The 24171-nt window shown below is 68.4% G+C and carries 22 protein-coding genes and 1 tRNA gene; 12 read left to right on the top strand and 11 right to left on the bottom strand.

The features are described from left to right. Nucleotides 1-3 precede the first annotated feature (3 nt). The 5 genes from O9344_RS14235 to O9344_RS14215 form a co-directional block, all read right to left on the bottom strand. Nucleotides 4-666 (bottom strand): AraC family transcriptional regulator, encoded by a 663-nt coding sequence (locus O9344_RS14235; protein ID WP_298478462.1) that lies wholly within the window; start codon nucleotides 664-666, stop codon nucleotides 4-6. A gap of 417 nt (nucleotides 667-1083) precedes the next feature. Continuing rightward, nucleotides 1084-1159, bottom strand: a tRNA-Lys gene (locus tag O9344_RS14230). Between the two features lie 99 nt (nucleotides 1160-1258). Then, nucleotides 1259-2173 (bottom strand): ROK family protein, encoded by a 915-nt coding sequence (locus tag O9344_RS14225; RefSeq protein WP_298478459.1) that lies wholly within the window; start codon nucleotides 2171-2173, stop codon nucleotides 1259-1261. 10 nt (nucleotides 2174-2183) lie between these two features. Beyond that, nucleotides 2184-3752, bottom strand: coding sequence for a 2-isopropylmalate synthase (locus O9344_RS14220; protein WP_298478456.1), 1569 nt, complete (start codon nucleotides 3750-3752; stop codon nucleotides 2184-2186). 535 nt (nucleotides 3753-4287) lie between these two features. Beyond that, entirely contained in the window at nucleotides 4288-5208 is a 921-nt protein-coding gene (locus tag O9344_RS14215; RefSeq protein WP_298478453.1) for a DMT family transporter, read from the bottom strand. A gap of 224 nt (nucleotides 5209-5432) precedes the next feature. Between O9344_RS14215 and rpsT the strand changes: the two genes are divergently transcribed. The 8 genes from rpsT to O9344_RS14175 all read left to right on the top strand — a co-directional run bounded on the left by rpsT (nucleotide 5433) and on the right by O9344_RS14175 (nucleotide 12958). Beyond that, nucleotides 5433-5699 carry a 30S ribosomal protein S20 gene (gene rpsT, locus O9344_RS14210; protein ID WP_298478450.1) on the top strand — a complete coding sequence of 89 codons (267 nt, stop codon included), beginning with the start codon at nucleotides 5433-5435 and terminating at the stop codon, nucleotides 5697-5699. Between the two features lie 741 nt (nucleotides 5700-6440). Next, entirely contained in the window at nucleotides 6441-6887 is a 447-nt protein-coding gene (locus O9344_RS14205; RefSeq protein WP_298478447.1) for a rhodanese-like domain-containing protein, read from the top strand. A gap of 129 nt (nucleotides 6888-7016) precedes the next feature. Next, nucleotides 7017-8432, top strand: a complete 1416-nt coding sequence (gene dnaA / locus O9344_RS14200) for a chromosomal replication initiator protein DnaA (RefSeq protein ID WP_298478444.1) — start codon at nucleotides 7017-7019, stop codon at nucleotides 8430-8432. 148 nt (nucleotides 8433-8580) lie between these two features. Further along, a complete protein-coding gene (gene dnaN, locus O9344_RS14195) occupies nucleotides 8581-9699 on the top strand; it encodes a DNA polymerase III subunit beta (protein ID WP_298478441.1) in 1119 nt (372 codons plus the stop codon). A gap of 5 nt (nucleotides 9700-9704) precedes the next feature. After that, on the top strand, nucleotides 9705-10613 hold the full coding sequence (gene folD / locus O9344_RS14190) for a bifunctional methylenetetrahydrofolate dehydrogenase/methenyltetrahydrofolate cyclohydrolase FolD (protein ID WP_298478438.1): 909 nt from the start codon (nucleotides 9705-9707) through the stop codon (nucleotides 10611-10613). Nucleotides 10614-10624: 11 nt separating this feature from the next. Further along, complete coding sequence (locus O9344_RS14185; protein ID WP_298478435.1) at nucleotides 10625-11647, top strand: 2-dehydropantoate 2-reductase; 1023 nt, start codon at nucleotides 10625-10627, stop codon at nucleotides 11645-11647. 78 nt (nucleotides 11648-11725) lie between these two features. Continuing rightward, nucleotides 11726-12331 carry a nucleotide exchange factor GrpE gene (grpE, locus tag O9344_RS14180; protein ID WP_298478432.1) on the top strand — a complete coding sequence of 202 codons (606 nt, stop codon included), beginning with the start codon at nucleotides 11726-11728 and terminating at the stop codon, nucleotides 12329-12331. Between the two features lie 6 nt (nucleotides 12332-12337). Next, nucleotides 12338-12958 (top strand): trimeric intracellular cation channel family protein, encoded by a 621-nt coding sequence (locus O9344_RS14175; protein ID WP_298478429.1) that lies wholly within the window; start codon nucleotides 12338-12340, stop codon nucleotides 12956-12958. Between the two features lie 173 nt (nucleotides 12959-13131). Here the strand turns inward: O9344_RS14175 and hisS are convergent, their stop codons facing one another. The 3 genes from hisS to O9344_RS14160 are packed head-to-tail and all read right to left on the bottom strand — an operon-like array spanning nucleotide 13132 to nucleotide 16024. After that, nucleotides 13132-14616, bottom strand: a complete 1485-nt coding sequence (gene hisS, locus O9344_RS14170) for a histidine--tRNA ligase (protein ID WP_298478426.1) — start codon at nucleotides 14614-14616, stop codon at nucleotides 13132-13134. A 32-nt stretch (nucleotides 14617-14648) separates the two neighbouring features. Next, entirely contained in the window at nucleotides 14649-15371 is a 723-nt protein-coding gene (locus O9344_RS14165) for a hypothetical protein (protein ID WP_298478423.1), read from the bottom strand. After that, nucleotides 15368-16024, bottom strand: coding sequence for a hypothetical protein (locus tag O9344_RS14160; protein ID WP_298478421.1), 657 nt, complete (start codon nucleotides 16022-16024; stop codon nucleotides 15368-15370). Before O9344_RS14160 ends, O9344_RS14165 begins: the two co-directional genes overlap by 4 nt. Nucleotides 16025-16287: 263 nt before the next feature. On the opposite strand from O9344_RS14160, the gene O9344_RS14155 reads away from it, so the two are divergent. Continuing rightward, on the top strand, nucleotides 16288-17658 hold the full coding sequence (locus O9344_RS14155) for a glutamate--cysteine ligase (protein ID WP_298478418.1): 1371 nt from the start codon (nucleotides 16288-16290) through the stop codon (nucleotides 17656-17658). Between the two features lie 66 nt (nucleotides 17659-17724). On the opposite strand, the gene O9344_RS14150 is transcribed toward O9344_RS14155, so the two are convergent. Then, entirely contained in the window at nucleotides 17725-18606 is an 882-nt protein-coding gene (locus tag O9344_RS14150; protein WP_298478415.1) for a LysR substrate-binding domain-containing protein, read from the bottom strand. 201 nt (nucleotides 18607-18807) lie between these two features. Between O9344_RS14150 and O9344_RS14145 the strand changes: the two genes are divergently transcribed. The 3 genes from O9344_RS14145 (at nucleotide 18808) to O9344_RS14135 (ending at nucleotide 21019) form a co-directional block, all read left to right on the top strand. Beyond that, on the top strand, nucleotides 18808-19146 hold the full coding sequence (locus O9344_RS14145) for a DUF1127 domain-containing protein (RefSeq protein ID WP_298478412.1): 339 nt from the start codon (nucleotides 18808-18810) through the stop codon (nucleotides 19144-19146). Between the two features lie 218 nt (nucleotides 19147-19364). After that, complete coding sequence (locus tag O9344_RS14140) at nucleotides 19365-20156, top strand: sulfite exporter TauE/SafE family protein (protein WP_298478409.1); 792 nt, start codon at nucleotides 19365-19367, stop codon at nucleotides 20154-20156. Then, nucleotides 20153-21019: a DMT family transporter gene (locus O9344_RS14135; protein WP_298478407.1), complete on the top strand. Its 867-nt coding sequence runs from the start codon at nucleotides 20153-20155 to the stop codon at nucleotides 21017-21019. Before O9344_RS14140 ends, O9344_RS14135 begins: the two co-directional genes overlap by 4 nt. Nucleotides 21020-21210: 191 nt before the next feature. Here O9344_RS14135 and O9344_RS14130 read toward each other — a convergent pair whose 3' ends face one another. Together O9344_RS14130 and O9344_RS14125 are read right to left on the bottom strand one after the other, a co-directional pair. Beyond that, nucleotides 21211-21696: a PaaI family thioesterase gene (locus O9344_RS14130; RefSeq protein WP_298478404.1), complete on the bottom strand. Its 486-nt coding sequence runs from the start codon at nucleotides 21694-21696 to the stop codon at nucleotides 21211-21213. A gap of 92 nt (nucleotides 21697-21788) precedes the next feature. After that, nucleotides 21789-24119, bottom strand: a complete 2331-nt coding sequence (locus O9344_RS14125; RefSeq protein ID WP_298478401.1) for an EAL domain-containing protein — start codon at nucleotides 24117-24119, stop codon at nucleotides 21789-21791. Nucleotides 24120-24171 lie beyond the last annotated feature (52 nt).

The following is a 24171-nucleotide window of genomic DNA, read 5'->3' as shown; positions in this document are numbered from 1 at the left end:
CGCTCAGCGCTGGCGCAGGCTGCCCGGCGTGACGCCCTCCATGGAGCGGAACATCTTCACGAACTGCGTGCTGGACGAGAAGCCGACACGGGTCGCGATCTGCGCCACCGGCAGGTTCGTCGACAGCAGCAGCCGCCGCGCCTCGGTCATCCGCAGCCGCAGCAGGTACTGGTAGGGCGTCACGCCGAAAGCATCGCGGAACGACCGGATGAGGTGAAATCGCGAGAGGCCCGCAAGGTTTGCCAGATCCTCGATGGAGATCTGCCGGCCAATATTGCTGCGCAGGTAATCGTCCAGCAGCGCCATGCGCGACTTGGAGGTGAGGCCCGGCCGCTCCGTCTCCTGTTCGCGCCGGGTGAGATCGAGCAGCCGCGCGGCGATGAAGAGGCCAATGGACTCGGCATAGAGATCGGCGAGGTCCTCGCCCTCCTGCAGCAGCCGATCGAGGCGCATCAGCGCGTCGGCGACGTCGGGGTCCTCGAAATAGAGCTTCGGCTGGATAGGCGAGGTCTCATAGAGCCGGGCGAGGTCCTCCGAGAGCCGCACCGGATCGAAGAACATCATGGTGACGTGGCCGTCATTTTCCGGCCCGACGGTCCAGCCGGTCGCCTCGCAGCCCGCAGGGATCTGCGTCAGCTTACCGCGCAGGTCGGTCAGCGGTGACACAGGCCCCCCTTCGATCCGCGTCTCGCCATCGCGGCGGACGAAGTGGTGAAGGGCGATGTAGTGCTCGGGGCGGCTCGTATAATTGATGCTGTAATCTGTCTTGCGGCGGCTGGAATGAACCGCGAATCCTGGCCAGGATGCAGCAATCGTATGATCGAGCCGTCCACCGCTTTTTCCATTGAGCGGCTTCAGGATCATGGTGGAAAAAGACCCAATCGAATCAACCTAAGGTATTGGCACATAGGTGTGACGACGCGTCAATGGACGCGGTCTGTCGCATGGTGCGACACGCCCCGAAAGCCCTTCGGAGATGGTCGGACACCAAGACAGGTGGCTGCCGCACGCGCGGCAATCGATGCCGGTCTGGAGCGGGCGATGGCCCGATCCGCGACATATCATGTCTGACTGAGGAGAGTTTGGTGGGTGATGAAGGACTCGAACCTTCGACCCGCTGATTAAGAGTCAGCTGCTCTACCAACTGAGCTAATCACCCACGTCCCGGAGGGCGTCGCCCGCGGGAGCCGGGTCACTAGCAGAGGCGGGCGGCGGTGTCCAGAACGCCGCAACGCTTTTTTGCGCGGGCCTGCGCCACTCATGCGACAGGGTTACCGGGAGGCCAGAGCCAGGCCGCGCCGCGCACCCCGGAGGAGTCGCCATAGCGCGCCTTGACGATAGGCGTGGTGCAGTCGTCGGAGAAGACGTAGGGCCGCATCGCCGCTGGGAGGTCGCCATAGAGCGCGGCAACATTGCTCATGCCGCCACCGACCACGATGACATCCGGGTCGATGAGGTTGACCGCCTGGGCGAGGCCGCGCGCGAGGCGCGAGACATAACGCTCGTAGACCGCGCGCGAGGCGGGATCCCCCGAGGCTGCGGCGGCGGCGATGTCGGGCGCGGCAACGGCAAGACCGGTGGCGCGGCGGAAGTCTTCGGTAAAGCCGGTGCCGGAGACCCAGGTCTCCAGGCAGCCCCGCTGGCCGCAATAGCAGGCCGGCGCCTCCTCGACCTCGGCGACGCTCGGCCAGGGCAAGCCGTTGTGGCCGAACTCGCCGCCGATGAGATGGCGGCCGCGCAGGACCTTGCCGTCGATGACGATGCCGGAGCCCGCCCCCGTGCCAATGATAAGACCGAAGACGATGCCGCCCCCCGCAGCGGCGCCATCAACGGCCTCCGACAGGGCGAAGCAGTTGGCATCGTTTTCCAGCCGGACCTCGCGGCCGAGCGCCGACCCGAGATCCCTGTCGAGCGGATGGCCGATGAGAACGGTGGTGTTGGCGTTCTTGACGAGGCCCGTGGCCGGCGAGATCGAACCGGGAATGCCGACGCCGACCGTGCCGGCATTGCCGAGATCGGCCTCGACGCCTCTCACCAGCTCAGCGATGGCGACGATGATGGCGTCATAGTCGTGCCGTGGCGTCGGCACCCGCCGTCGAAGCAGCTCCTCGCCCTGATCGCCCAGGGCGAGGACCTCGATCTTCGTGCCGCCGAGGTCAACGCCGATGCGCATGCCCGTCCGTTCACTCCGCCGCGACGGTGGCGTGCTGGGGATGGAGGCGCTGCTGCTTGGCCGTCAGCTTGTTGAGGGCCGAGAGATAGGCCTTGGCCGAGGACACCAGCGTGTCCGGGTCAGCGCCCTTGCCCGTGAAGGTGTTGCCCTCCGCCTGCAGCCGCACCGAAACCTCCGCCTGTGCATCCGTGCCCTGGGTGACGGCATGGACCTGGTAGAGTTCCAGCACCGCCTCGTGGGGGACGATCGCCTTGATGGCGTTGAAGACGGCATCGACCGGACCGTTGCCGGTGGCCTGGACGGTCTTGTGCAAACCGTCGAGGTCGAGCGTCAGGGTGGCGGCCTGGGGGCCCAGCGTGCCGGCGACGACCAGCAGCGAAATGACCTTCATGCGGTCCTGGCTGTTGGCCAGCTTCTCGTCGACCAGCGCCTCGATGTCCTCGTCGTAGATCACCTTCTTGCGGTCGGCGAGCTCCTTGAAGCGAACGAAGGCGTCTTCCAGCTGGTTGTCCGACAGCGAGTAGCCGAGGTTCTTCAGCTTGTCCTTGAAGGCATTGCGGCCGGAATGCTTACCCATCACCAGCGAGGTCGATTTCACGCCGACCGTGTCGGGCGTCATGATCTCGTAGGTCTGGGTGTTCTTCAGCATGCCGTCCTGGTGGATGCCGCTCTCGTGCGCGAAGGCGTTCCGGCCGACGATGGCCTTGTTGTACTGCACCGGGAACGAAGTGACGGTCGAGACGAGCTTGGAGGCCCGGGTCAGCATCTTGGTGTCGATGCCGGTCTCATACGGGAAGATGTCGTTGCGGGTCTTGATCGCCATGACGATCTCCTCCAGCGCCGCATTGCCCGCCCGCTCGCCGATGCCATTGATGGTGCATTCGATCTGCCTCGCGCCGCCCTGCACGCCGGCGATGGTGTTGGCCACCGCCATGCCGAGATCGTTGTGGCAATGGACCGAGAACACCGCCTTGTCGGCATTCGGGACGCGGCTCCGCACCATCTCGAACAGCGCCCGGTACTCCTGCGGCGCGGTGTAGCCGACAGTGTCGGGGATATTGATGGTGGTCGCGCCCGCCTTGATGGCGGCCTCGACGCAGCGGCAGAGGAAATCGTGCTCGGTACGGGTGCCGTCCTCGGCCGACCATTCCACGTCGCCGACGAGGTTGCGGGCGCGGGTGACCTGGTTGACCACCATCTCCAGCACCTGCTCCTCGCTCTTCTGGAGCTTGTACTTCATGTGCACCGGCGAAGTGGAGATGAAGGTGTGGATGCGCGGCCGCTTGGCGTGGCGGATGGCCTCGCCCGCACGGTCGATGTCGGCGGCGCCGGCGCGGGAGAGCCCGCAGACCACGGCGTTCTTCACCCGCGCGGCGATGGCGGCCACCGCCTCGAAGTCGCCGTTGGAGGCGATGGGGAAGCCGGCCTCAATGATATCGACGCCCATCTCGTCGAGGAGATCGGCGACCTGGAGCTTTTCCTCCAGCGTCATGGTGGCGCCGGGGCACTGCTCGCCATCGCGCAGGGTGGTGTCGAAGATGACGACGCGGTCCTTCTCGGAAGCGCTCGTGCTGGTCATGGGTCTCATCCTTGCTGCGGGGCTGCGGCGGCGTCTCAGCGCCTCACGTCACAGGCCCCCGGGTTAGCGGGCTGCGGTCTCGTGATCCCCTGAGCGCCAAGGCCGATCGGCCCTGCCGGTGCTCAGGGGCGCATAAGCAGAAGGAGGGAAAGCGAGGGGGTGGCGCGAAGCGCGCGGAGGCTGATCGGTGCGGGCGCACGGACGATCGGCACGGGGTTCCCTCGACAAACGCGGCACGGAGCCGCTGTTGAACCTGCGTAACCGATCCAGGGGGAGCAGCGCAAGCAGGAAGTCCGGGAGGGGCCGAACGGCCGAGGCGGCGTTAACCTTCGGATCGCCCGGCGAACGGACCATGTCCGAATCGCGGACCTCGCCATGTTGCCCTCATGTCCGGAGGCGATTTGGCGCGAAAAAGTGCCCGTCGCGCCGAACGCATGGCGCTCGCAGCCCCATCGGTTAGCGCGGCCATTAAGGGTTCCGTCCCGCCATGGGACGCGCAAGCGAACGGCGCAACCGGATTCCGGGCGGCTAGGGCTCACGTGCGCGAGCGGGATTCCGCGTAGATGTTGATGAGCACCCCGGCCACCACGATGGCAGCGCCGATGAGCACGGCCACGTCCGGGCGCTCATTATACATCAGCCAGCCAATGAGGCCGATCAGCGGCACCCGCAGGAAGTCGATCGGCGTCACCACGATGGCGTCGCCATGGCGGAAGGCATTGGTGAGGCAGTAATGGGCGGTGAAGCCGCAGATCATGATGGCGGCGAGCGGCAGCCATTGCGCCAGGTCGAGCTTCGGGGCGAACCAGACGGGTTGGCCGATGACGGCGTTGGCGGCAAGGTTCAGCGGCAACTGGATGACGTTCATCCAGAGCATGATGGTCCAGGTCGAATTGGTGCCGGTCAGGAACTTCGTCGTGGTTTGCTGCACCCCGAAGCCGATGGCTGCGAGTGCGACGATCAGGGCCTCGGGGCGGAAACTGTCAAAGCCCGGCCGCAGGATGACCAGCACGCCGACGAAGCCGAGGACGAGGGCCGTGACGCGCGGCAGCGTCATCCGCTCGCCGAGGAAGAAGACGGCGAAGATGGCAACCCAGGTCGGCGTGGTGAACTCGATGGCAAAGACGGTGGCGAGCGGCAGCACGGTGAGGCCATAGGCCCACAGCGCCTGGGCGACGAAATGGATCGAGTTACGGACGAGATGCACGGCCGGCTGGGCCGGGCGGATGCGCTGGCCGGCATCGGGGGCGAGCACCATGATGGCGGCGAGAATGATCAAGCCGCCGACATTGCGCAGCGCCAGGATCTCGAACAGCGTCAGCGTGCCATGCAGGGCGCGGATCGACACGGCGATGGCCGAGAAGGACAGGAGCGTACCCGCCATCCACAGGACCACGAGGAGGAATCGGCCCTGCGGCCGGGCGGCGGGTGCAGCGGGGGGCGAAGGCGCGGTCATGGGCTCGGCTCGAGGATAGGCTCTGGAGGCGGCGCGGCGCCGGGCCTGTTGTTCTAAGGCCAAGGCGACGGCCGGTCCCCCACGAAAAACGCAGGGCCCGCCCCATTTCCCGTTGACGCCGGAATGGTCCGAGACTATAGGGACCCCTCCGTGGCGGCCCCGTGCCGCCGCTCTCGTTTTCTTGCGCCCCGAGGTCTCCGGGGCCAGCCGCCGGGACAAGACCTATGGCCAATACGGCTTCCGCGAAGAAGGCCGCCCGCGTGATCGCGCGGCGCACCGCTGTGAACCAGGCTCGCCGCTCGCGCATGCGCACCTTCCTGCGCAAGGTGGAAGAGGCGATCGCTTCGGGCGACAAGGCCGCCGCCACCGCCGCTTTCCAGGACGCCCAGCCGGAGATCATCCGCGCCGCGCAGAAGGGCGTCCTGCACCGCAACACCGCCTCGCGCAAAGTGTCGCGCCTCGCCCACCGCATCGCCAAGATCGGCGCCTGAGCGCGCCCCCTCCGGGCGGCACGGCCGCCCGGTTGCCTGAAGCGACGTCCCGAGCCCGGCCCTGAGCCGGGCTTTTTGCTGTCCTGGCGCCGGTATCGAGATGATGCCGGGGGCATCTGTGGCGAAATCGCAACAGAGGCGCGTCAACCCAAAAATTTTGAGTCGGCACCTGACGTGGCACGGAGGGTGCGCTGAACCGGCTAAAGGACGCGTCGGAAAACATCCCGTGAATCAGAAGCTTAGCCGGGGGACGACCGTTACGGGACCGAAACGCTCGGACCGAACGGCATGACGCTGGGGCATGTTGCGGGCCCAAAATCCGACAATCCGCGGATGGGCCTTCGTGGGCCCGAGCAAAATTTGACGATTCATCAGGGGGTTGAAAACCGGTCGCGGCGAACCCCAAATCCCGCGGCGAGTCAAGCGCAGGTCCTTAACCATTTCTTAAGCGAAATCCGTTGCCGGGTCCGGGTGCCCTGTGTATCACTTTCATCACTCGGGGGGGCCACCTTGGGCTTCATTGGAAGATCTGACGATCCGCGCTTGCAGTCGCAGGCCAGGGACTGTTTTGCCTCGGATGAGGCAAGGTCAGTCCCCAAGCGGTCGCAGTATCGGGGGGTGAAGCCGGAGATCAAAGTCTTCAGGACGTCGTTCTAGGACGGCGACTGGAGCAATCCTGCGAGTTGAACATTGGATTGACAACTGAGGCACGCGGCCACCAATCGGCCGCGTGGGTGGGCCATGTCGCATGCGCAGGGGGCGAATTATGCTGGGGATCGATCGCCGAAAGACTGCCTGGACCATCTTCGGTCGGATGCGCAAGCGCAGCTGATCGACGTCCGCACGACCGCCGAATGGGCCTATGTCGGCTCGCCCGACCTCACCGGCCTCGGCCGTGAGGCCCTCCGCCTCGAATGGCAGGTTTTTCCCGCGATGACCGTCAATCCGGACTTCGTTTCAACTCTTGCTGCGGATCTCGCCGCCCGGGGCATCGCCAAGGACGCGCCGCTCTACTTCCTGTGCCGTTCGGGCATTCGATCGAAGGCTGCGGCCATCGCCATGGCCGAGGCCGGCTTCACCGCCAGCTACAATGTGGCGGGAGGCTTCGAAGGTCCTCCTGACGGCGCCGGCCACAGGGGCGGCACGTCAGGGTGGAAGGCCGACGGCCTGCCCTGGCGCCAGAGCTGATCGCTCCCCTCTGCTTTTCTCCACCCGTTCATCACCGCGTTAATTTCGTCCAGCCGGACCAGATGGGGGACCATCGTGTTTGCCACTCACGACACCGTCCGTGAAGTCACCGAGGATGCGACCGACACCATGAGCGATTCCATGCGTGCGGGAGCCATCTGGGAGCGCGTCAGCCGCCGGCTGCGCGCCGAGCTCGGCGAGGACGTGTTCTCCAGCTGGTTCAAGAGCATCGAGATCGAGGCCGCCCAGGGCGACGCCGTGCGCCTGTCGGTGCCGACCCGCTTCCTCAAGAGCTGGATCGACCACCACTACAAGGACCGCATCATCGCCCGCTGGAGCGAGGAGGCCGACCGCCCCATCTCCATCGACGTCGCCGTGCGCACCGCCGCCAGTGCCCGCGCCGTGGTCCGTCCCCGTCCCGTCGACGAGACGCCGCGTTCGGCCGCGATGCCTGCCGCCGCCCGCGCCGAGGCGCCGCAGCTCTCCTCCGTTCAGAACACGCTCGGCGGCTCGCCGCTCGACCCGCGCCTGACCTTCGAGACCTTCATCCAGGGCCGCTCGAACACGCTCGCCCGCGCCGCCGCCCTGCAGGTGGCCCAGGCCCGCCCGACAGACGCGGTGCTGTTCAATCCCCTCTACATCCATGCCGGCGTCGGCCTCGGCAAGACGCACCTGCTCCATGCCGTCGCCGGCACGGCGCAGGCCGGTGGCCGCCGCGTCCTCTATCTCACCGCTGAGAAGTTCACCTTCGGCTTCGTCGCGGCGCTGAAGAACCAGACCGCCATCGCCTTCAAGGAGGCGCTGCGCAACATCGACCTGCTGATCATCGACGACCTGCAGTTCCTGCAGGGCAAGCAGACCCAGGCCGAGTTCTGCCACACGCTGAACGCGCTGATCGATGCCGGCCGGCAGATCGTCGTCGCCGGCGACCGTCCGCCCTCCGACCTCGAAAACCTCGACGAGCGGGTGCGCTCGCGCCTCGCCGGCGGCCTCACGGTCGAGATCGGCGCCCTCGACGAGAACCTGCGCTTCGACATCCTCAAGCAGAAGCTCGCCCATGCGAAGCTCGCCCATCCCGGCTTCGACGTGCCGCCGGCCGTGATGACCTATGTCGCCAAGAACGTGACCCAGAACGGCCGCGACCTCGACGGCGCCTTCAACCGGCTCATCGCCACCAACCGCCTCACCAGCCAGCCGGTGACGGTGGAAATGGCCGAGCGCTCCATTCGCGACCTGGTCCGCGTGGTCGAGCCGAAGCGGGTGAAGATCGAGGACATCCAGAAGATCGTGGCGCAGCACTACAATGTCAGCCGCTCCGACATCCTCTCCTCGCGCCGCACCGCCACCGTCGTTCGGCCGCGGCAGATCGCCATGTATCTCGCCAAGACCATGACGCTGCGGTCGCTGCCCGAGATCGGCCGGCGCTTCGGCGGCCGCGACCACACCACCGTCCTGCACGCCGTGCGCAAGATTGAGGGCCTCGTCGGCCAGGATCCGGCGCTCTGCGAGGAGGTCGAGGTGCTGAAGCGGCGTCTCAACGACTGAACCTGGTCGCCTGTCGACAGGAAAGACGTGGATAGGGCGGCCGCGACTGGCCTTCCGCTTGCATCATGCTGCGCCGCGGGGTTGACTGACGCCCCTTGTTTTCGGGGTGCCGGACAGCCCGGCGCCCCCGTCGATCGGAGCAGCATGGATGAAGGTCACCGTCGAACGGGCCCAGCTCCTGAAGTCCCTCGGGCATGTCCACCGCGTCGTTGAGCGCCGCAACACGATTCCCGTGCTGTCGAACGTGCTGATGAAGGCGGACGGCACCTCCCTGCGCCTCAAGGCAACGGACCTCGACATCGAGGTGGTGGAGACGCTCCCCGCCGAGGTGGGTGCGGCCGGCGGCACCACCGTGCCCGCCCACATGATCTACGACATTGTCCGCAAGCTGCCCGACGGCTCGCAGATCCAGCTTGAGATGGTCGGCGACAAGGGCACGCTCGCCGTCAAGGCCGGGCGCTCGCGCTTCACGCTCCAGACCATCCCCGAGAGCGATTTCCCCGACATCGCCGCCGGCGACATGAGCCATTCCTTCTCCCTGCCCGCCGGGCACCTGAAGCGGCTCATCGACAAGACGCAGTTCGCCATCTCCACCGAGGAGACGCGCTACTATCTCAACGGCATCTTCCTGCATGTCGTCGAGAAGGGCGGCCAGAGCCTCATCCGCGCCGTCGCCACCGACGGCCATCGCCTCGCCCAGGTCGAGTTCGAGGCCCCGGCGGGTGCGGCCGGCATGCCCGGCGTCATCGTGCCGCGCAAGACGGTGGCCGAGGTCCAGCGCCTGGCCGATGCACCGGACGCCTCTGTCACGGTGGAGCTCTCCACCGCCAAGATCCGCTTCCGCTTCGGCGAGACGGTGCTGACCTCGAAGCTCATCGACGGCACCTTCCCCGACTATGCCCGGGTCATTCCCCAGGCCAACGACAAGATCCTCACCGTCGAGAAGGGCGAGTTCGCCGCTGCCGTCGACCGCGTCTCGACCGTCTCGTCGGAGCGTGGCCGCGCCGTGAAGCTCTCCGCCAGTGACGGCCGCCTGACCCTCTCGGTGACCAACCCGGATTCCGGCAGCGCGACCGAGGAGCTCGAAGTCTCCTACGAGGCCGATGGCCTCGATATCGGCTTCAACTCCCGCTACCTCCTCGACATCACCGGCCAGATCGACGGCGACACCGTCGAGCTGAAGCTCGCCGATCCAGGCTCGCCGACGCTGATCCATGACCCCGCGGGTCCCGGCGCGCTCTACGTCCTCATGCCGATGCGGGTCTGACCCCAGTGACCGCCCGCATCATAGACGGCAAGGCCACGGCCGCCGCCGTCCTCGCCGAGGTCAAGGCGCGTGCCGACGCCTTCCGCGCCGCCAGGGGCCGCCCGCCCGGTCTTGCCGTCGTGCTGGTCGGCGAGGATCCGGCAAGCCAGGTCTATGTCCGCAACAAGGGCCGCGAGGCCGAGGCCGCCGGCTTCCGCTCCGAGCAGCACACACTGCCCGTGACCACGAGCCAGGCCGACCTGCTGGCGCTGGTCGCCCGCCTCAACGCCGATCCCGGGATCGACGGCATCCTCGTCCAGCTGCCGCTGCCCAAGGGCATCGATGCCGAGACCGTGCTCACCGCGATCGACCCGGCCAAGGACGTCGACGGCTTCCACCCCGTCAATGTCGGCCTGCTCGGCTCCGGCGCCACCGACCGCGCGCTGGTGCCCTGCACCCCCGCTGGCTCGATGATCCTTCTCGAGAGCGTCCTCGGCCCCTCCCTCGCCGGCAAGCATGCCGTGGTCGTCGGCCGCTCCAACATCGTCGGCAAGCCGATCGCCCAGTTGCTTCTGCAGCGCGACGCGACCGTCACCATCGCCCATTCCCGCACCACAGACCTCGCCGCCCTCTGCCGGCAGGCCGATGTGCTGGTCGCGGCAGTGGGGCGGCCCGAGATGGTCCGCGGCGACTGGGTCAAGCCCGGCGCAGTGGTCATCGATGTCGGCATCAACCGCATCCCCGCGCCGGACAAGGGCGAGGGCAAGACGCGCCTCGTCGGTGATTTGGCCTTTGCCGAGGCCGCCGAGGTCGCCTCGGCCATCACGCCGGTGCCGGGTGGCGTCGGGCCCATGACCATCGCGCTGCTGATGGCGAACACGGTCACGGCGGCGCATCTGCGCGAGGGCCTCGCCCGGCCGCGCTTCGGCGCCTGACGGAACCCGCCATGGCCCAGCGCTTCGTCATTGTCGGAGCCGGGGCCATCGGCTGCTTCATCGGCGGGCGGCTGGCACGGGGCGGGGCGGATGTCATTGTCGTCGCCCGTGGCGGGAAGGCAGCTGCGCTCCGGGCCCATGGTCTCATGGTGGCCGATCTCGACGGCACCGAGGCGATCCTGCAGCCCGGAGCCCTGTCGGTCGTCGAGACCGTAGCCGAGGCCGCCGGTCCCGGTGACGTGATCGTCCTCCTCTGCACCAAGTCCGGCGCGACAGGCGATGCAGCGCAAGCCATCGGCGCGGCCTTCGCGTCGGGAACACCGGTGCTGTCGTTGCAGAACGGCATCGACAATCCCACCCGCATCGCCGCCGCGGCGCCGCACCTGACCGCCCTCGCCGGCATGGTGCCCTTCAATGTGACGCTGGACGCGGGAGCCGACGGGCGCCTCATCGCCCGCCGCACCACCTCCGGCGACCTCCACGCCGCCGACCATGCCGCGACCCGCGCTGCCGCACCCGCCTTCGCCGCGGCCGGCCTGCCGCTGACGCTCTGCCTGGACATGGCGACGGTGCAATGGGGCAAGCTGCTCCTCAACCTCAACAATCCCGTCAATGCGCTCTCCGGCCTGCCGCTCCGCGACGAGCTGATGGACCGCGCCTATCGCCGGGTCCTCGCCGCGCTGCAGGACGAGGCGCTCGCAGCGATGAAGGCGGCCGGCCTCCGCCCGGCAAAGGTCGGCGCCGCGCCACCTGCCCTCATCCCGACGATCCTCCGCCTGCCGACCTTCCTCTTCTCCCGCATCGCCGCCTCGATGCTGACGATCGGCCCGACCGCCCGCTCCTCCATGGCCGACGACCTTGCTGCCGGCTGTCCCACCGAGATCGACGATCTCTGCGGCGCCGTCATCCGCCTCGCCGCGGCCCATGGACGAGAGGCGCCGCTCAATGCGGCCATGGTCAGGCTGGTCGATGCCGCCCGCCCTGGCACCCGAATGTCGGGCCCGGAGCTGCTCGCCGCCCTCTGCGCGGCCTGACATCGCCCCTCCAGCCTTGATTTTGTCGCCGGCAGGTTCGATATCCGGGCCAACCTTTTGCACCCGAGGCGAATTGCCATGACCAACCCGACCAACGGGCACGACGAAGTGCCGATCGACGAGGCCACCGGAACCGCCGAGCCCGAGGCCGAGGCCTCGCTGATGGATGCCGGCCCGGCCCTGCTCGCCGCCGCCCAGGCCGAGGCGCGCGACATGAAGGACCGCATGCTCCGCACGCTGGCGGAGATGGAGAACCTCCGGAAGCGCACCGAGCGCGAGGTCGCCGATGCCCGCACCTACGGCGTCACCTCCTTCGCCCGCGACATGCTCAACGTCGCCGACAACATGCGCCGCGCCTTCGACACCCTCCCCACCGAGGCCCGCCCGGCCGCGGGCCCGCTCAAGGCCTTCGTCGAGGGCATCGACCTCACCGAGCGCGAGCTCCTCAAGACGCTGGAGAAGCACGGCGTGAAGAAGATCGAGCCGGACGGGCAGAAGTTCGACCCGAACCTGCATCAGGCCATGTTCGAGGTCCCCAATGCCGAGCTGCCCAAGGGCACGGTGGTGCAGACCGTCCAGGCCGGCTTCGTCATCGGCGAGCGCGTGCTGCGCCCGGCCCTGGTCGGCGTCTCCACCGGCGGTCCGAAGGCAGCGCCCCAGCCCGCTGCCTCCGACGAGGCCTGATCCCGCATGACCGCGCTCCTGCCCTGGCTCGAATGGGCAGGAATCGCGGTCTTCGCGCTGACCGGCGCGCTGGTCGCGGCGCGCAAGCAGATGGACCCCTTCGGCTTCGCGCTGCTCGGCACCGTCACCGGCATTGGCGGCGGCACGCTGCGCGACGTGTTGCTCGGCATCCGCCCGGTCACCTGGATCATCGACCCGACGGCGGTGGTGATCTGCGCGGCCGTCGCGCTCGCCGCCTTTTTCACCGCCCATCTCTTCGAGCGGGAGAACCGGGCCCGCGCCATCCTCTGGGCCGACGCGGTCGGTCTCGCCCTGTTCACCGCCACGGGCGCCGCCCGGGCCCTCGATGCAGGCGCGCCGGCCATCTCGGCCGTTCTGCTCGGCGTGGTGACGGCGACCTTCGGCGGCATCATCCGCGACATCCTCGCCGGCGATGTGCCGCTGGCCTTGCGGCGGGACGTCTATGTCACGGCCTCGCTGGCCGGGGCTGTCGCCTTCGTCGCGGTGAACCTCTGGATCTCGCCGGACCTCGACGACCTCGCCGGCTTCACCACGACCTTCGCCATCCGCGCCCTGGCGATCCGGGGCAACTGGTCGCTGCCGACCTATGGAAGGCGGGACGGCTGACTAGGATTATTATCCTTGACAGCGTCACGCTGGTCGGATAGGTTTTGGCAGGTTCGAGAGCTGCGCTCTGATCCTGCTGTCACTCCGATGGCGATGTCGCCCCAAATAATCCGAGTGCGTCCTTCGAGGCTCGCCAAAGCATCGCACGGACGCACTGGGGTCGTGGAGCCCCCTCACCGCACCGCCAGCAGCTCGCGGATCTTCTCCACCAGCTCGCCGCGCTTGGCCGCGAACTGGGCGGGCCGGGCGGCGCGCCATTCGGCATTGTCGGTGATGGTCTTGGCGGCCTCGGCGCCGGCGACGAGGTCCTTGATCATCACCTCGCCGGCCTCGCGCTCGTTCGAGCCCTGGATGATGACGGCCGGGGCGTTGCGGCGGTCGGCATATTTCATCTGCGCCTTCATGCCGGACGAGCCGAGATACATCTCGGCGCGGATGCCGGCGGCGCGCAGCTCTGACACCATCGCCTGGTACCCGGCGACCTGGTCGCGGTCCATGACGAGGACGACAACGGGGCCGACGGGCTTCTCGGCGCCGAGCTTGCCGAGGGATTTCAGCGCCGCCGCGAGGCGCGAGACGCCGATGGAGAAGCCGGTGGCCGGCACCTCCTCGCCGCGGAAGCGCGCGACGAGCCCGTCATAGCGGCCACCGCCGGCGACCGAGCCGAAGCGCACGACCTGGCCGTCCTCGTTGGTCACGGGGAAGGTCAGCTCCACCTCGTAGACAGGGCCAGTGTAATATTCGAGGCCGCGGACGACGGAGGGGTCGATGACGATGCGGCTGCCATAGCCGGCTGCATCGAAGAGCGTCGCCATCTCGGCGAGTTCGCTGACGCCCTCCTCGCCTCGAGGAATCCCGGCAACGACGGCGCGCAGGTTGGTGATGGTCTCGGCGCCATTGGCACCCTTGGCCGCGGTGAAGGCGAGGACACGGGTGATGGAGGCCTCATCCAGCCCGGCGCCCTTGGTGAAGTCGCCGCTCTCGTCCTTGCGGCCCTCGCCGAGCAGCAGCTTCACGCCTTCGGGACCGAACTTGTCGAGCTTGTCGATGGCCCGCAGCACCGTCAGCCGCCGCCCCGCATTCTCCTCGCCGCCGAGGCCGATGGCCTCCAGCACGCCGTCGAGAACCTTGCGGTTGTTCACCTTCACCACATAGTCGCCGCGGGCGATGCCGAGCCGCTCCATCGTGTCGGCAGCCATCATGCAGATCTCGGCATCCGCCGCGGGCGAGGCGGAGCCCACCGTGTCGGCATCGAACTGCATGAACTGGCGGAAGCGGCCCGGGCCCGGCTTCTCGTTGCGGAAGACGTAGCCGGCGCGATAGCTGCGATAGGGCTTCGGCAGCGCGTCGAAATGCTCGGCGACATAGCGGGCGAGCGGGGCCGTCAGGTCGTAGCGCAGCGACAGCCACTGCTCGTCGTCGTCCTGGAAGGAGAAGACGCCCTCGTTCGGCCGGTCCTGGTCGGGCAGGAACTTGCCGAGCGCGTCGGTGAACTCGATGGCCGGGGTTTCAACCGCCTCGAAGCCGTAGAGCTCATAAACCTTGCGGATCGTATCCAGCATGGCGGTGACGCCGGCGATCTCGGCCGCGTCACGGTCGACGAAGCCGCGCGGCAGGCGGGCGAGCGCGCCGGGCTTCTTCTTCGGGGTCTCGGACATGGATCTCTTCCGGCAAATGTGAGGCCGGTGTGCTAGCGCACCCTCAGGTCGATGTCGACCTGCCCGCGGTCGGCGTCGCGGCGCACCGCGGCGAAATAGGCGACCTGGGTGGGAGGACGGGCCCCTGTCCGGGCGGTCCAGGCGGAGACCGGCCGGCGGGAGAGCCCATAGGCGAGCCTGACAGCCGCGCCCGCCACCGCATTGGCGCCGCTCCGCTGCACAACGCGCTGGCCGTTGACCCAGAGCGCGAAGCGGCCATCGGGGCCAGCCGACCAGAACTGGTCGATGAGGATGTCGTGCCAGCACTGGGTAAGCATCTGGTCAGGCACGACGAGACGATCGTCGCCAAGAGCGGGACCGGTGGCGAAGAGCCCGCCCGGCCGCCATTCGATGGTCAGCAGCACGGCCTCGCCCTGCATGAGGCGGGCGAGCGTCACGGTGAGATCCGGCGTTGCCAGCGTGCCGCGCGGGATGAACAGGGAGAGCGCGGTGAAGGCGGGAGTGCCCGGCGCAAGGCCCGGCCCGCTCTCGACCATCTCCGCCCGCTCGGTATCCGCCGGGCAGGGCGCGCCGCACTCCCCGGCACGCAGCTCGATCCGCGTCGTGGCAAAGCCCGGCAGCCTGACAGGATGGGGCTGCAGCACCTCCATCACCGGATGCGGGCCGGCGGCCGCCTGCCGGGCGAAGCCGGGAAAGTCCTGCGCCTGAACCCCGCCGCTGACGAGCAGTGCCAGCGCGACCAGCGCTGTCCTCACCGGCGAACCGCGAAGGCGAGATCGAAGGCGGTCTGCTTGGCGCCGACGCGGTCGCGCACGGTGGTGCGCACGACATAGTCGCCGGGCTCGAGGCCGGAGAAGGAATAGGTCACGTAGAGAAAGAACTCGCGGTTCCGCCGCCGGCTCGCCGTGGCGATGGTGTTGAAGGCCTGCTGCGCCACCAGCGACTGGCCATCGGCCCGCCGCAGCTCGAAATCCAGCACGATGTCGGTGCGGAAAATGTCGCCCGAGCGGCGCCAGCCCTGGCCCGCCAGCTCGGCATAGACGAGCAGCGGCTGGCTCGCCTCGAAGCTGGTGGAATCGCGCGGGTTGAACACGCCGTAGCCCTGCGGTTCCTCGGCGACGAAGGTGGCGCGACGGATGGTCAGCGGCATCTTCTCGGAGACGGCGATGGCCGCCTCGTCCAGCGCGTCGAGGGCCTCCACGGAGCGGCCGGCGGCGGCCGCCTCCTGCGCCCGGCGCGTCTCGGCGGAGATGTCGGTCGGCGTCGGGCCGACCGGCGGCGGGGCCACGCGGTCGGGCGCCTGCTGGACCGGCGTCACCTGCTGCGTCTGCGCAGCGGCGGCGCCAAGGCAGAAAGCGAGGATCAGGGCGGCGAGCGGCAGGGGGGAACGCACCACAACGGGATTCATGGGGACGAGGCTCCTGCGGACGAATCGACGGTCAGGATATCACGGCGGGCGCCGCAACCGGCGGTGCCGGGCAGCGACGCAACGCCCCCATCCTGGCGGGTGAAGCCGCATCGGGGGTGACGGGATTGTGTCCGCAGCATGGCGTCCGGAGGGCGGCTGGTCTTCCGAAACCGCAGGAGGATCGCTATGTGCGGGTCTATCCGAGGCGGGGGCCGTCGTGCTTTTCTCCCGCCCCGCCTTCGCATCCGCATCAGGACCCCTGCATGGCCCGCGATACTGTCGACATGACGCCCATCGAGTCCCGCGACGAACTCGTCGCCTGGATCGAGAAGGGCGTGAAGCCGAAGGAGAGGTTCCGCGTCGGCACCGAGCACGAGAAGTTCGGCTTCTACCGTGCCACCCACGCACCCGTGCCCTATGAGGGCCCGCGTGGCATCGAGGCTCTGCTCAGGGGCATGGAAGGCCTTCTCGGCTGGGAGCCCATCGAGGACGGCGGCAAGATCATCGGCCTCGCCGATGTCACCGGCGGCGGCGCCATCTCGCTGGAGCCGGGCGGCCAGTTCGAGCTCTCGGGCGCGCCGCTCGACACGATCCACCAGACCTGCACCGAGACCCACGCCCACCTGGCCCAGCTGCGCGAGATCAGCGAGCCGCTCGGCATCGGCTTCCTCGGCCTCGGCATGAGCCCGAAATGGTCGCGCGCCGAGACGCCGGTCATGCCGAAGTCGCGCTACCAGATCATGACCCGCTACATGCCGAAGGTCGGCACGCTCGGCCTCGACATGATGTACCGGACATCAACGGTGCAGGCGAACCTCGACTTCTCGTCCGAAGCCGACATGGTCAAGAAGCTCAGGGTGTCGCTCGCCTGGCAGCCGGTGGCCACCGCCATCTTCGCCAACTCGCCCTTCACCGAGGGCAAGCTCAACGGCTACCTCTCCTTCCGCTCGGCGGTGTGGATGGACACCGACAACCAGCGCGCCGGCATGCTGCCCTTCGCCTTCGAGGACGGCATGGGCTTCGAGCGCTATGTCGACTACGCCCTCGACGTGCCGATGTATTTCATCAAGCGCGGCGAGACCTATGTCGACGTCGCCGGCTCCTCCTTCCGCGACCTGCTGGAGGGGAAGAACGCCGCGGCGCCCGGCGAGCGCGCCGTGCTCTCCGACTGGGTGAACCATGTCGGCACGATCTTCCCGGAGGTGCGGCTGAAGCGGTACCTCGAAATGCGCGGCGCCGATTCCGGCCCGCTGTCGCGCATCGTCGCGCTGCCCGCCCTCTTCGTCGGCCTGCTCTATGACGACGGCGTGCTCGACGCCGCATGGGACCTGGTCAAGGACTGGACGGCCGAAGAGCGGCAGAAGCTGCGCGACGACGTGCCGAAGCTCGGCTTCAAGGCGGAGATCCGCGGCATCACCGTGCACGAGCTCGCCCGGCAGATGCTGACGCTGGCCCGCACGGGCCTGCGCCGCCGCGACAGGCTCGACATGAACGGCTGCGACGAGACGCGCTATCTCGAGCCGCTCCAGGCCATCGTCGACGAGGGCCGCACCGCCGCCGAGGTGCTGATCGAGAAATATCTCGGCCCCTGGCAGGGCCAGATCGACCGGGTCTTCGAGGACGCGGCTTATTGAGGCGGGGTGGGGGCGACGACCAATCCGTTGCCCGGCATCAGCGACGCGCCAAGCCGCGCTGCGCCCTCACTCCGCCGCCTGAGCGTGTTCCGTCAGGTTATCGAGGCTCGACACGACGTGATCGGCCAGCGCCTCGGCGAGTTGCGACATCTCGTGCGGATTGCGCAGCAGCGCGACGCTGACCGAGGGCAGCGCCGGGAAGCCGTCGGTCGGCTGCAGCACGCGCATCCCCGGCCGCAGCGCCGATTCCGGCAGAACCGACACGGCGAGCCCCGCCATGACCGCAGCGCCGACGGCCGCCGCGTTCCAGCTCGCATAAAGGATACGATAGGCCCGGCCCGCCGCCTCAAGCCGCTCGGTTGCGGCGCGGCGCCAGTCGCAGGTCGGCCGCCCGACGGCGAGCGGCACCGGATCGTCGCAATGGACCGGGGAGCGCGCCGAGCCGACCCACAAAAGCTGCTCGCGGCGGAAGACCAGCGCTGGGCCCTTCTGCGGCGTATGGGTGATGATGGCGATGTCGAGCTCGTTTGACTGGATACGCTCGGCCAGCATCGACGAGGGCTCGCAGATGACCGTCACCTCCGCCCGCGGGTTGGAGCGTGAGAAGCGGGCGAGGATTTCGGGGAGATAGCGGTCGGCATAGTCGTCCGGCACGCCGAGCCGCACGCGCCCCGTCAGCTCGGCGGTCGCAAAGGCGGAGACCGCCTCCATGTTCAGCTTCACGATGCGGCGGGCATAGTCGAGCAGCCGCTCGCCGTCCTCGGTGAGTCGCGAGGCGCGGCCGTCGCGCTCGAACAGCGGCTTGCCGATGCGCTCCTCCAGCCGCTTCATCTGCATGGAGACCGCGGACTGCGTCTTGAAGACGACGTCGGCGGCGCGGGTGAAGCTGCCCGTGTCGGCTATGGCCATGAATGTGCGCAGCTGGTCGATATCAAGCAGGACGGCCACCGGTTTCCCCCTCGGACGGTCACATCATCAATTCTGATGACCCACATTAAAAACATTCGCTTCAATGATCAATCGCCCTGTGACACTCTGCCTTCATCGGCACATGACCCCGCGGCCCGGGTGAGATCCCCGGCCGCCTGCACCACCCGGTGCAGGCGCAGGGACAGGCGTGCCGCGTCCGAACCGTAGGAGAGACCCCCCATGCCGATGTTCGCTGTCACGCTTTCTTCCGCCGTCCTCTCGGTGGTCGCCGTCGTGCGCAATCAGGCCAAGTCGCTCCGCACACGGAACGAGGCGCGCCGCGGCTATGCCGAGCTCTGCGAGATGGATGACCGCACCCTGTCCGATCTCGGCCTGACGCGCTCGGACCTGCGCGATGTCTCGGCCACCGGCTATTTCGGTGATCCGACGACGGCGCTCGCGGCGCGGGTCGCCGAGCGCGAGGGCCGGCGGCGCTTCGCCCGCGCTGTGCATCTCAACGGCCCATCGCTGGTGCCGGACGTCGATGCCGCCCTGCCGCGCTCCGTGCCCTGCATGTGAGCCGCGCCTTCCCATCCGTCCAGCGACTCGCCGTCCCCTCGCTCGCGTCCCTGGACCTCCTGGAGCCGTCGCGCCCCCCGCGGCGGCTCCTTTTTCGCGTAGGGACCAGCCGTCGCGTCCCCCGCGGTGGCTCCTTTTTCGCGTGAGGGCACTGCCCTACAGCCCTAGGCGGCAGCCGGCGGCTGGGCTAGACCGGCGCGCCCTCCGAGCCGACAGCCTTGACCCTCGCATCCCTCACCGCCGCCCTTCCCGCTGACTGGAGCTTCTACGCCGTGGGCGCAGTGGCGACCTTCCTCATGGCGCTCGGCAAGGGCGCCTTCGGCGGCGGCCTGGCCATCCTCGGCATTCCGCTGCTGGCACTGGTCATGGACCCGATCCAGGCGGCCATCGTCACGGCGCTGCTGGTCGCCTTCATGGATTTCTTCGCGCTCGGCTCCTTCCCGCGCACCGCCTGGTCGAAGCCGGACCTCACCTGGATCATGCCGGGCTTCCTCGCCGGCCTGTTCCTCGGCTTCCTCACCTTCGAATGGGTGGACCGCCGCTGGGTGGCGCTGGTGATCGCGCTCATCACCCTCGCCTTCACCATCCATCACTTCGCCCGCCGCGGCGCCGCGCCAGCCGCTATCCCGGTCATGCCGGGCTTTGCCGCCCTCGCCGGCGCGGGGGCCGGCTTCACGACCTATGTAGCCCATGCCGGCGGCCCGCCCATGGCGCTCTATCTCCTGCGGCGCGGCCTGACCAAGACCGAGTTCGCCGCCACCACAGTCATCATCTTCACCATCGGCAACCTCGTGAAGCTGCCGGGCTACGTCTATTCCGGCCTCGACGAGCCCACCGTCTTCGTCAAGGCGCTGGTCCTCGCACCGATCGTGCCCTTCGGCGTGCTGATCGGCCGCTGGCTCCACGACCGGCTGCCGCGCGAGCGCCTCTTCACCCTGTGCTACGTCCTCGTCGGGCTCGCCGGCACGAAACTCCTCGTCGACGCGCTTCGCGCCCTCTGGATGACATGACCGCCATCGCACAGCATCGCTACGCGCCCTTCCTCGTGGCGGGGCTCGGCATCTTCCTGCTCTCGGTCATGGACGCCATGATCAAGGGCGTCGCGACCGCCCATCCCACGGCGCAGATCGTGCTGATGCGCTACGCCTGCGGCATGCCCTGGGCGATCGCCTTCTTCCTGTGGACGCGGCCCTCGGCGCCGACGGCGCCGATGCTGCGCGCCCACCTGCTGCGCGGCGTTCTCGTCACCATCACCGCCTTCCTGTTCTTCTATGCGCTGGCAGTGCTGCCGCTCGCCGAGGCAATCACGCTCTCCTTCCTGTCGCCGCTGTTCCTGGCACTCCTTGCCTCGCTGATCCTCAAGGAGGCGATCCAGCGCGCCGTCCTTGTTGCCATCCTCGTCGGCTTCATCGGCATGGCGGTGATCGTTGCCGGCAAGGTCGGCGGCGGCGATTTCGACCTCGTCCGGGTGCTCGGCATTGCCGCGGCGGTCGCATCCGCGCTGACCTATGCGGCGAACCTCGTGCTGCTGCGCAAGCGGGCGCAGACCGATCCGTTTGGCCTCATCATCCTGTTCCAGAACCTCTTTCCGCTGTTGATGATCGCCCCCTTCGCGTTTCTCGTCTGGGAGGCGCCGGAGCTGCGGTCCTGGGTGATCTTCCTCGGCATCGGCGCCTTTGGCCTCGCCGGCCATCTCTGCATGGCCTGGGCCTTCAAACACGCCAATGCCGGCCCGCTCGGCGTGCTCGAATACACCGCCCTCGTCTGGAGCGCCGGCCTCGGCTACCTCGTCTTCGCGGAGATCCCGGCCTGGACGACCTGGGCGGGTGCGGCGCTGATCATCGTCGCCTGCCTCATGGCCATGCGGCGGTAAACCTGCGGAGACAGGCCCCACCCGCACCCCCGCTCGCAGTCGCGAGGAGAGGGGCACTTCGACGTCGCGCCATCTTCGGAGATGGTTGGGGCTGGCCCAGCCTTCACCAGCAAAGGCACGACATCGTGTCCCCCTCCCCGCGCAGCGGGGAGGGTGCGGGTGGGGCTTCTGTAATTTTCCGCCCTGTCGCCTCAGGACGCCCCTGGCACCCGCGCCTCGAAGATCATGCAAGTCTCGGTGGCGTGGGCGATGAGACGGCCCTTGCCATCCACCAGCCGTGCTTCGGACGTGGCGATGCGGCTGCCGGCATGGACCACCTTGCCTTCGCAGCGGACCAGCCCGGTATCCGGCATGAGCGCGCGGACATAGTTCACCTTCATCTCCACCGTGGTGTAGCCCTGCCCCTTCTTGATGACGGAATGGACGCAGCAGCCGAGCGCTGAATCGAGGATCGTCGCGGTCCAGCCGCCATGGATCGTGCCGAGCGGATTGAAGAAGGCGGCGGGCGGCGTGCCCTCGAAGACCGCACGGCCCGGCTCGACCTCCGTCAGGATGAACCCCATGGACTCGGCGATGGGCGGGGCCGGATAGCGCTGCTCCAGCATGCCGCGCAGGAAGTCGATGCCATCCTGGCTCGTGGCCTCGGCCGCAGGAACGACGCCGTAGCGACGGGACATAGGGGGCTCCTCTTTCGTGTATATGCACGATAGGGAGCTCAGCCGTGCCGGTCAACGCGCCGAAGGACGGACGGCGATGGTCGGGCGCGCTGTCAAAAGGCCGGGCTGGCGACCGGTGCGGCAGGCTCGAAACGGGCCAGGAAGCCGGGGATCGCCGCGGCCGGCATCGGCTGGGCAAAATGATAGCCCTGTCCCTGGGTGCAGCCGAGCGCGGTGACCCAGGTGAGGTCTTCCGCCGTCTCCACCCCTTCGGCTGTCGTGACCAGGCCAAGGCTGTGGGCGATGCCGACAATGGCCTCGACCACGGCGTGGCGGCTGTCGTCATCCGACCGGCCGCGGACGAAGGACTGGTCGATCTTCAGCTTCTGGATGGGGAAGCGCGTAAGATAGCCGAGCGCCGAGAAGCCGGTGCCGAAATCATCGAGCGCAAGACGTACGCCGAGGGCGTGAAGGTCGTTCAGGAAGCGCTCGTTATTGCCGTGCCGGGCCATGAACAGGGCCTCGGTGATCTCCAGCTCCAGCCGGTTCGGGGCGAGGTGGCTCTCGGCGAGGGCACGGGTCACATGGGCGAGCACACCCGCCTGTCCGAACTGGGCCGGAGACAGGTTGACCGCGACGCCGAGATGGCGCGGCCAGGTCGCGGCGTCGCGGCAGGCCTGGCGCAGCGCCCAGCCGCCGATCGCGTCGATGAGCCCGCTCTCCTCGGCGATCGGGATGAACAGGCCTGGCGACAGAAGGCCCCGCTCGGGATGCTGCCAGCGCATCAGCGCCTCGAAGGCGACGACCTCGCCGTGCCCGAGATCGACGATCGGCTGGTAGACGAGCCGCAATTCGTCGCCAGCGAGCGCGGTGCGAAGGTCCTCCTGCAGGCGGCGGCGCTCCTCGGCCTCGCTGTGCATGGCATCGTCGAAGACCACCGACTTGCCGCGCCCCTGGTCCTTGGCCCGGTAGAGCGCCAGATCGGCGTTGCGGATGAGGTCGTCGATCGTCTCGGCGACACCGAAAGCCAGTCCGACGCTGGTGCCGACGGTGAGCCGCGCCCCGTCGATGGCGCGCGACCGGCTGACCGCGTCGATGACCTGATCGGCGAGCGCGAGGACCGCCTGCCGGTCGGCGAAGCGCGTGACGATCATGCCGAACTCGTCGCCGCCGACGCGGCCGAAGACCACGTCCGGTCCGGCCAGTTGCGACAGGTCGTGGGAGACGGCGGTGAGCAGCGCGTCCCCGACGGGGTGGCCGAGCGTGTCGTTGATGCTCTTGAAATGGTCGAGGTCGAGGAAGCCGATGGCGAACCCGCTGCCCTCCCCGCGGGCCCGGTCGAGCTTCGCGGCGGCGATGTCGCGGAAATGGGTGCGGTTCGGCAGGCCGGTGAGGAGATCGGTCCGCGCCATCCAGGCGACCTTGTCGCCGGCAAGCCGCCGCTCCGACACGTCGGAACCGACGCCACGCCAGGCGCGAGGCGGGCCGTCCTCGGCAAGGACGGGCCTCGCCGTGAGCGACCACCAGCGCGGGCCGTTCGGCGTCTCGACCCGCACTTCCATGTCGCGGAACGGCTCGGCGATGGCGACGCGGCGGGCGAGCCCCTCGCGGCCCTCCGGCGCCAGCAGGTCTGCGATCCGACGGCCGACGAGCGACTGCCCCGCAAGGCCCGCAGCCGTGGCAAAGCGCGGAGAATGGCTGGTGACGACGAAGTCCGGATCGGTCTCGAACAGCCAGTCCGAGGCGTTCTCCTCGAAGTCGTTGAGCAGGAGCTCGATGATCTCGCCGCGATCCTTCAGCCGCGCCTCGGCAACGAAGCGCTCGGCAAAGAGCCGCGAATAACCCGACACGCTCTGCACGACGATGATGGAATAGGCGACGATCAGCGCCACCAATGCCCCGACGAAGCTGTTGTCGGTCTGCAGAAGGCCGAGCACCGATCCGAGGGTGAGGATGCCGACATAGACATGGGCAGCCGGCGCCAAGGTCGACAATGCGAAGCCACCGGCGCAGATCATGCCGGTCATCAGACAGGCGATGACCAGCTGGTCCTCGATGGGCAACTCGGCGAACCACAGGAGCGGTACCGCCGCCCAAAGCATGGCCAGCAACGCCGCATGGATCGTCGCGTTGCGGATGGCGCGGGGAGACGCCGTGGAACGGGGCTGCCGGCCTCTGGTTCTCAGCCAGCCCAGCGTGGTCGCGGCCACCATCAGCAGCACCGCGATCGCCCAGCCGCCGACCAGCCCGATATGGGCGTCGCCGGCGACGACCCAGAGCACCACGCCGGCATTGATGAGATTGGCGAGCATGGTGAGCGGCGCGAACCGCGTCACGGCATGGATCTGCGCCGCGCGGACGCGGCCGGCGAGATCGGCGGCCGCAACGGCGTCCGCGGCGATCCGTCGCTCGGTCGTCTCAGCGCTGGGAGCCGGACTCACCATGACACCTCCGTCAGGGGAAGCTGGTAGCGCCGGATTCTAAACAAAGTTGAAT

It is taken from the genome of Phreatobacter sp. (assembly GCF_027532945.1).
Taxonomy (GTDB): Bacteria; Pseudomonadota; Alphaproteobacteria; order Rhizobiales; family Phreatobacteraceae; genus Phreatobacter.
Note: the sequence above shows the minus strand (reverse complement) of the source record. Positions and strands in the feature narration are given on the sequence as shown.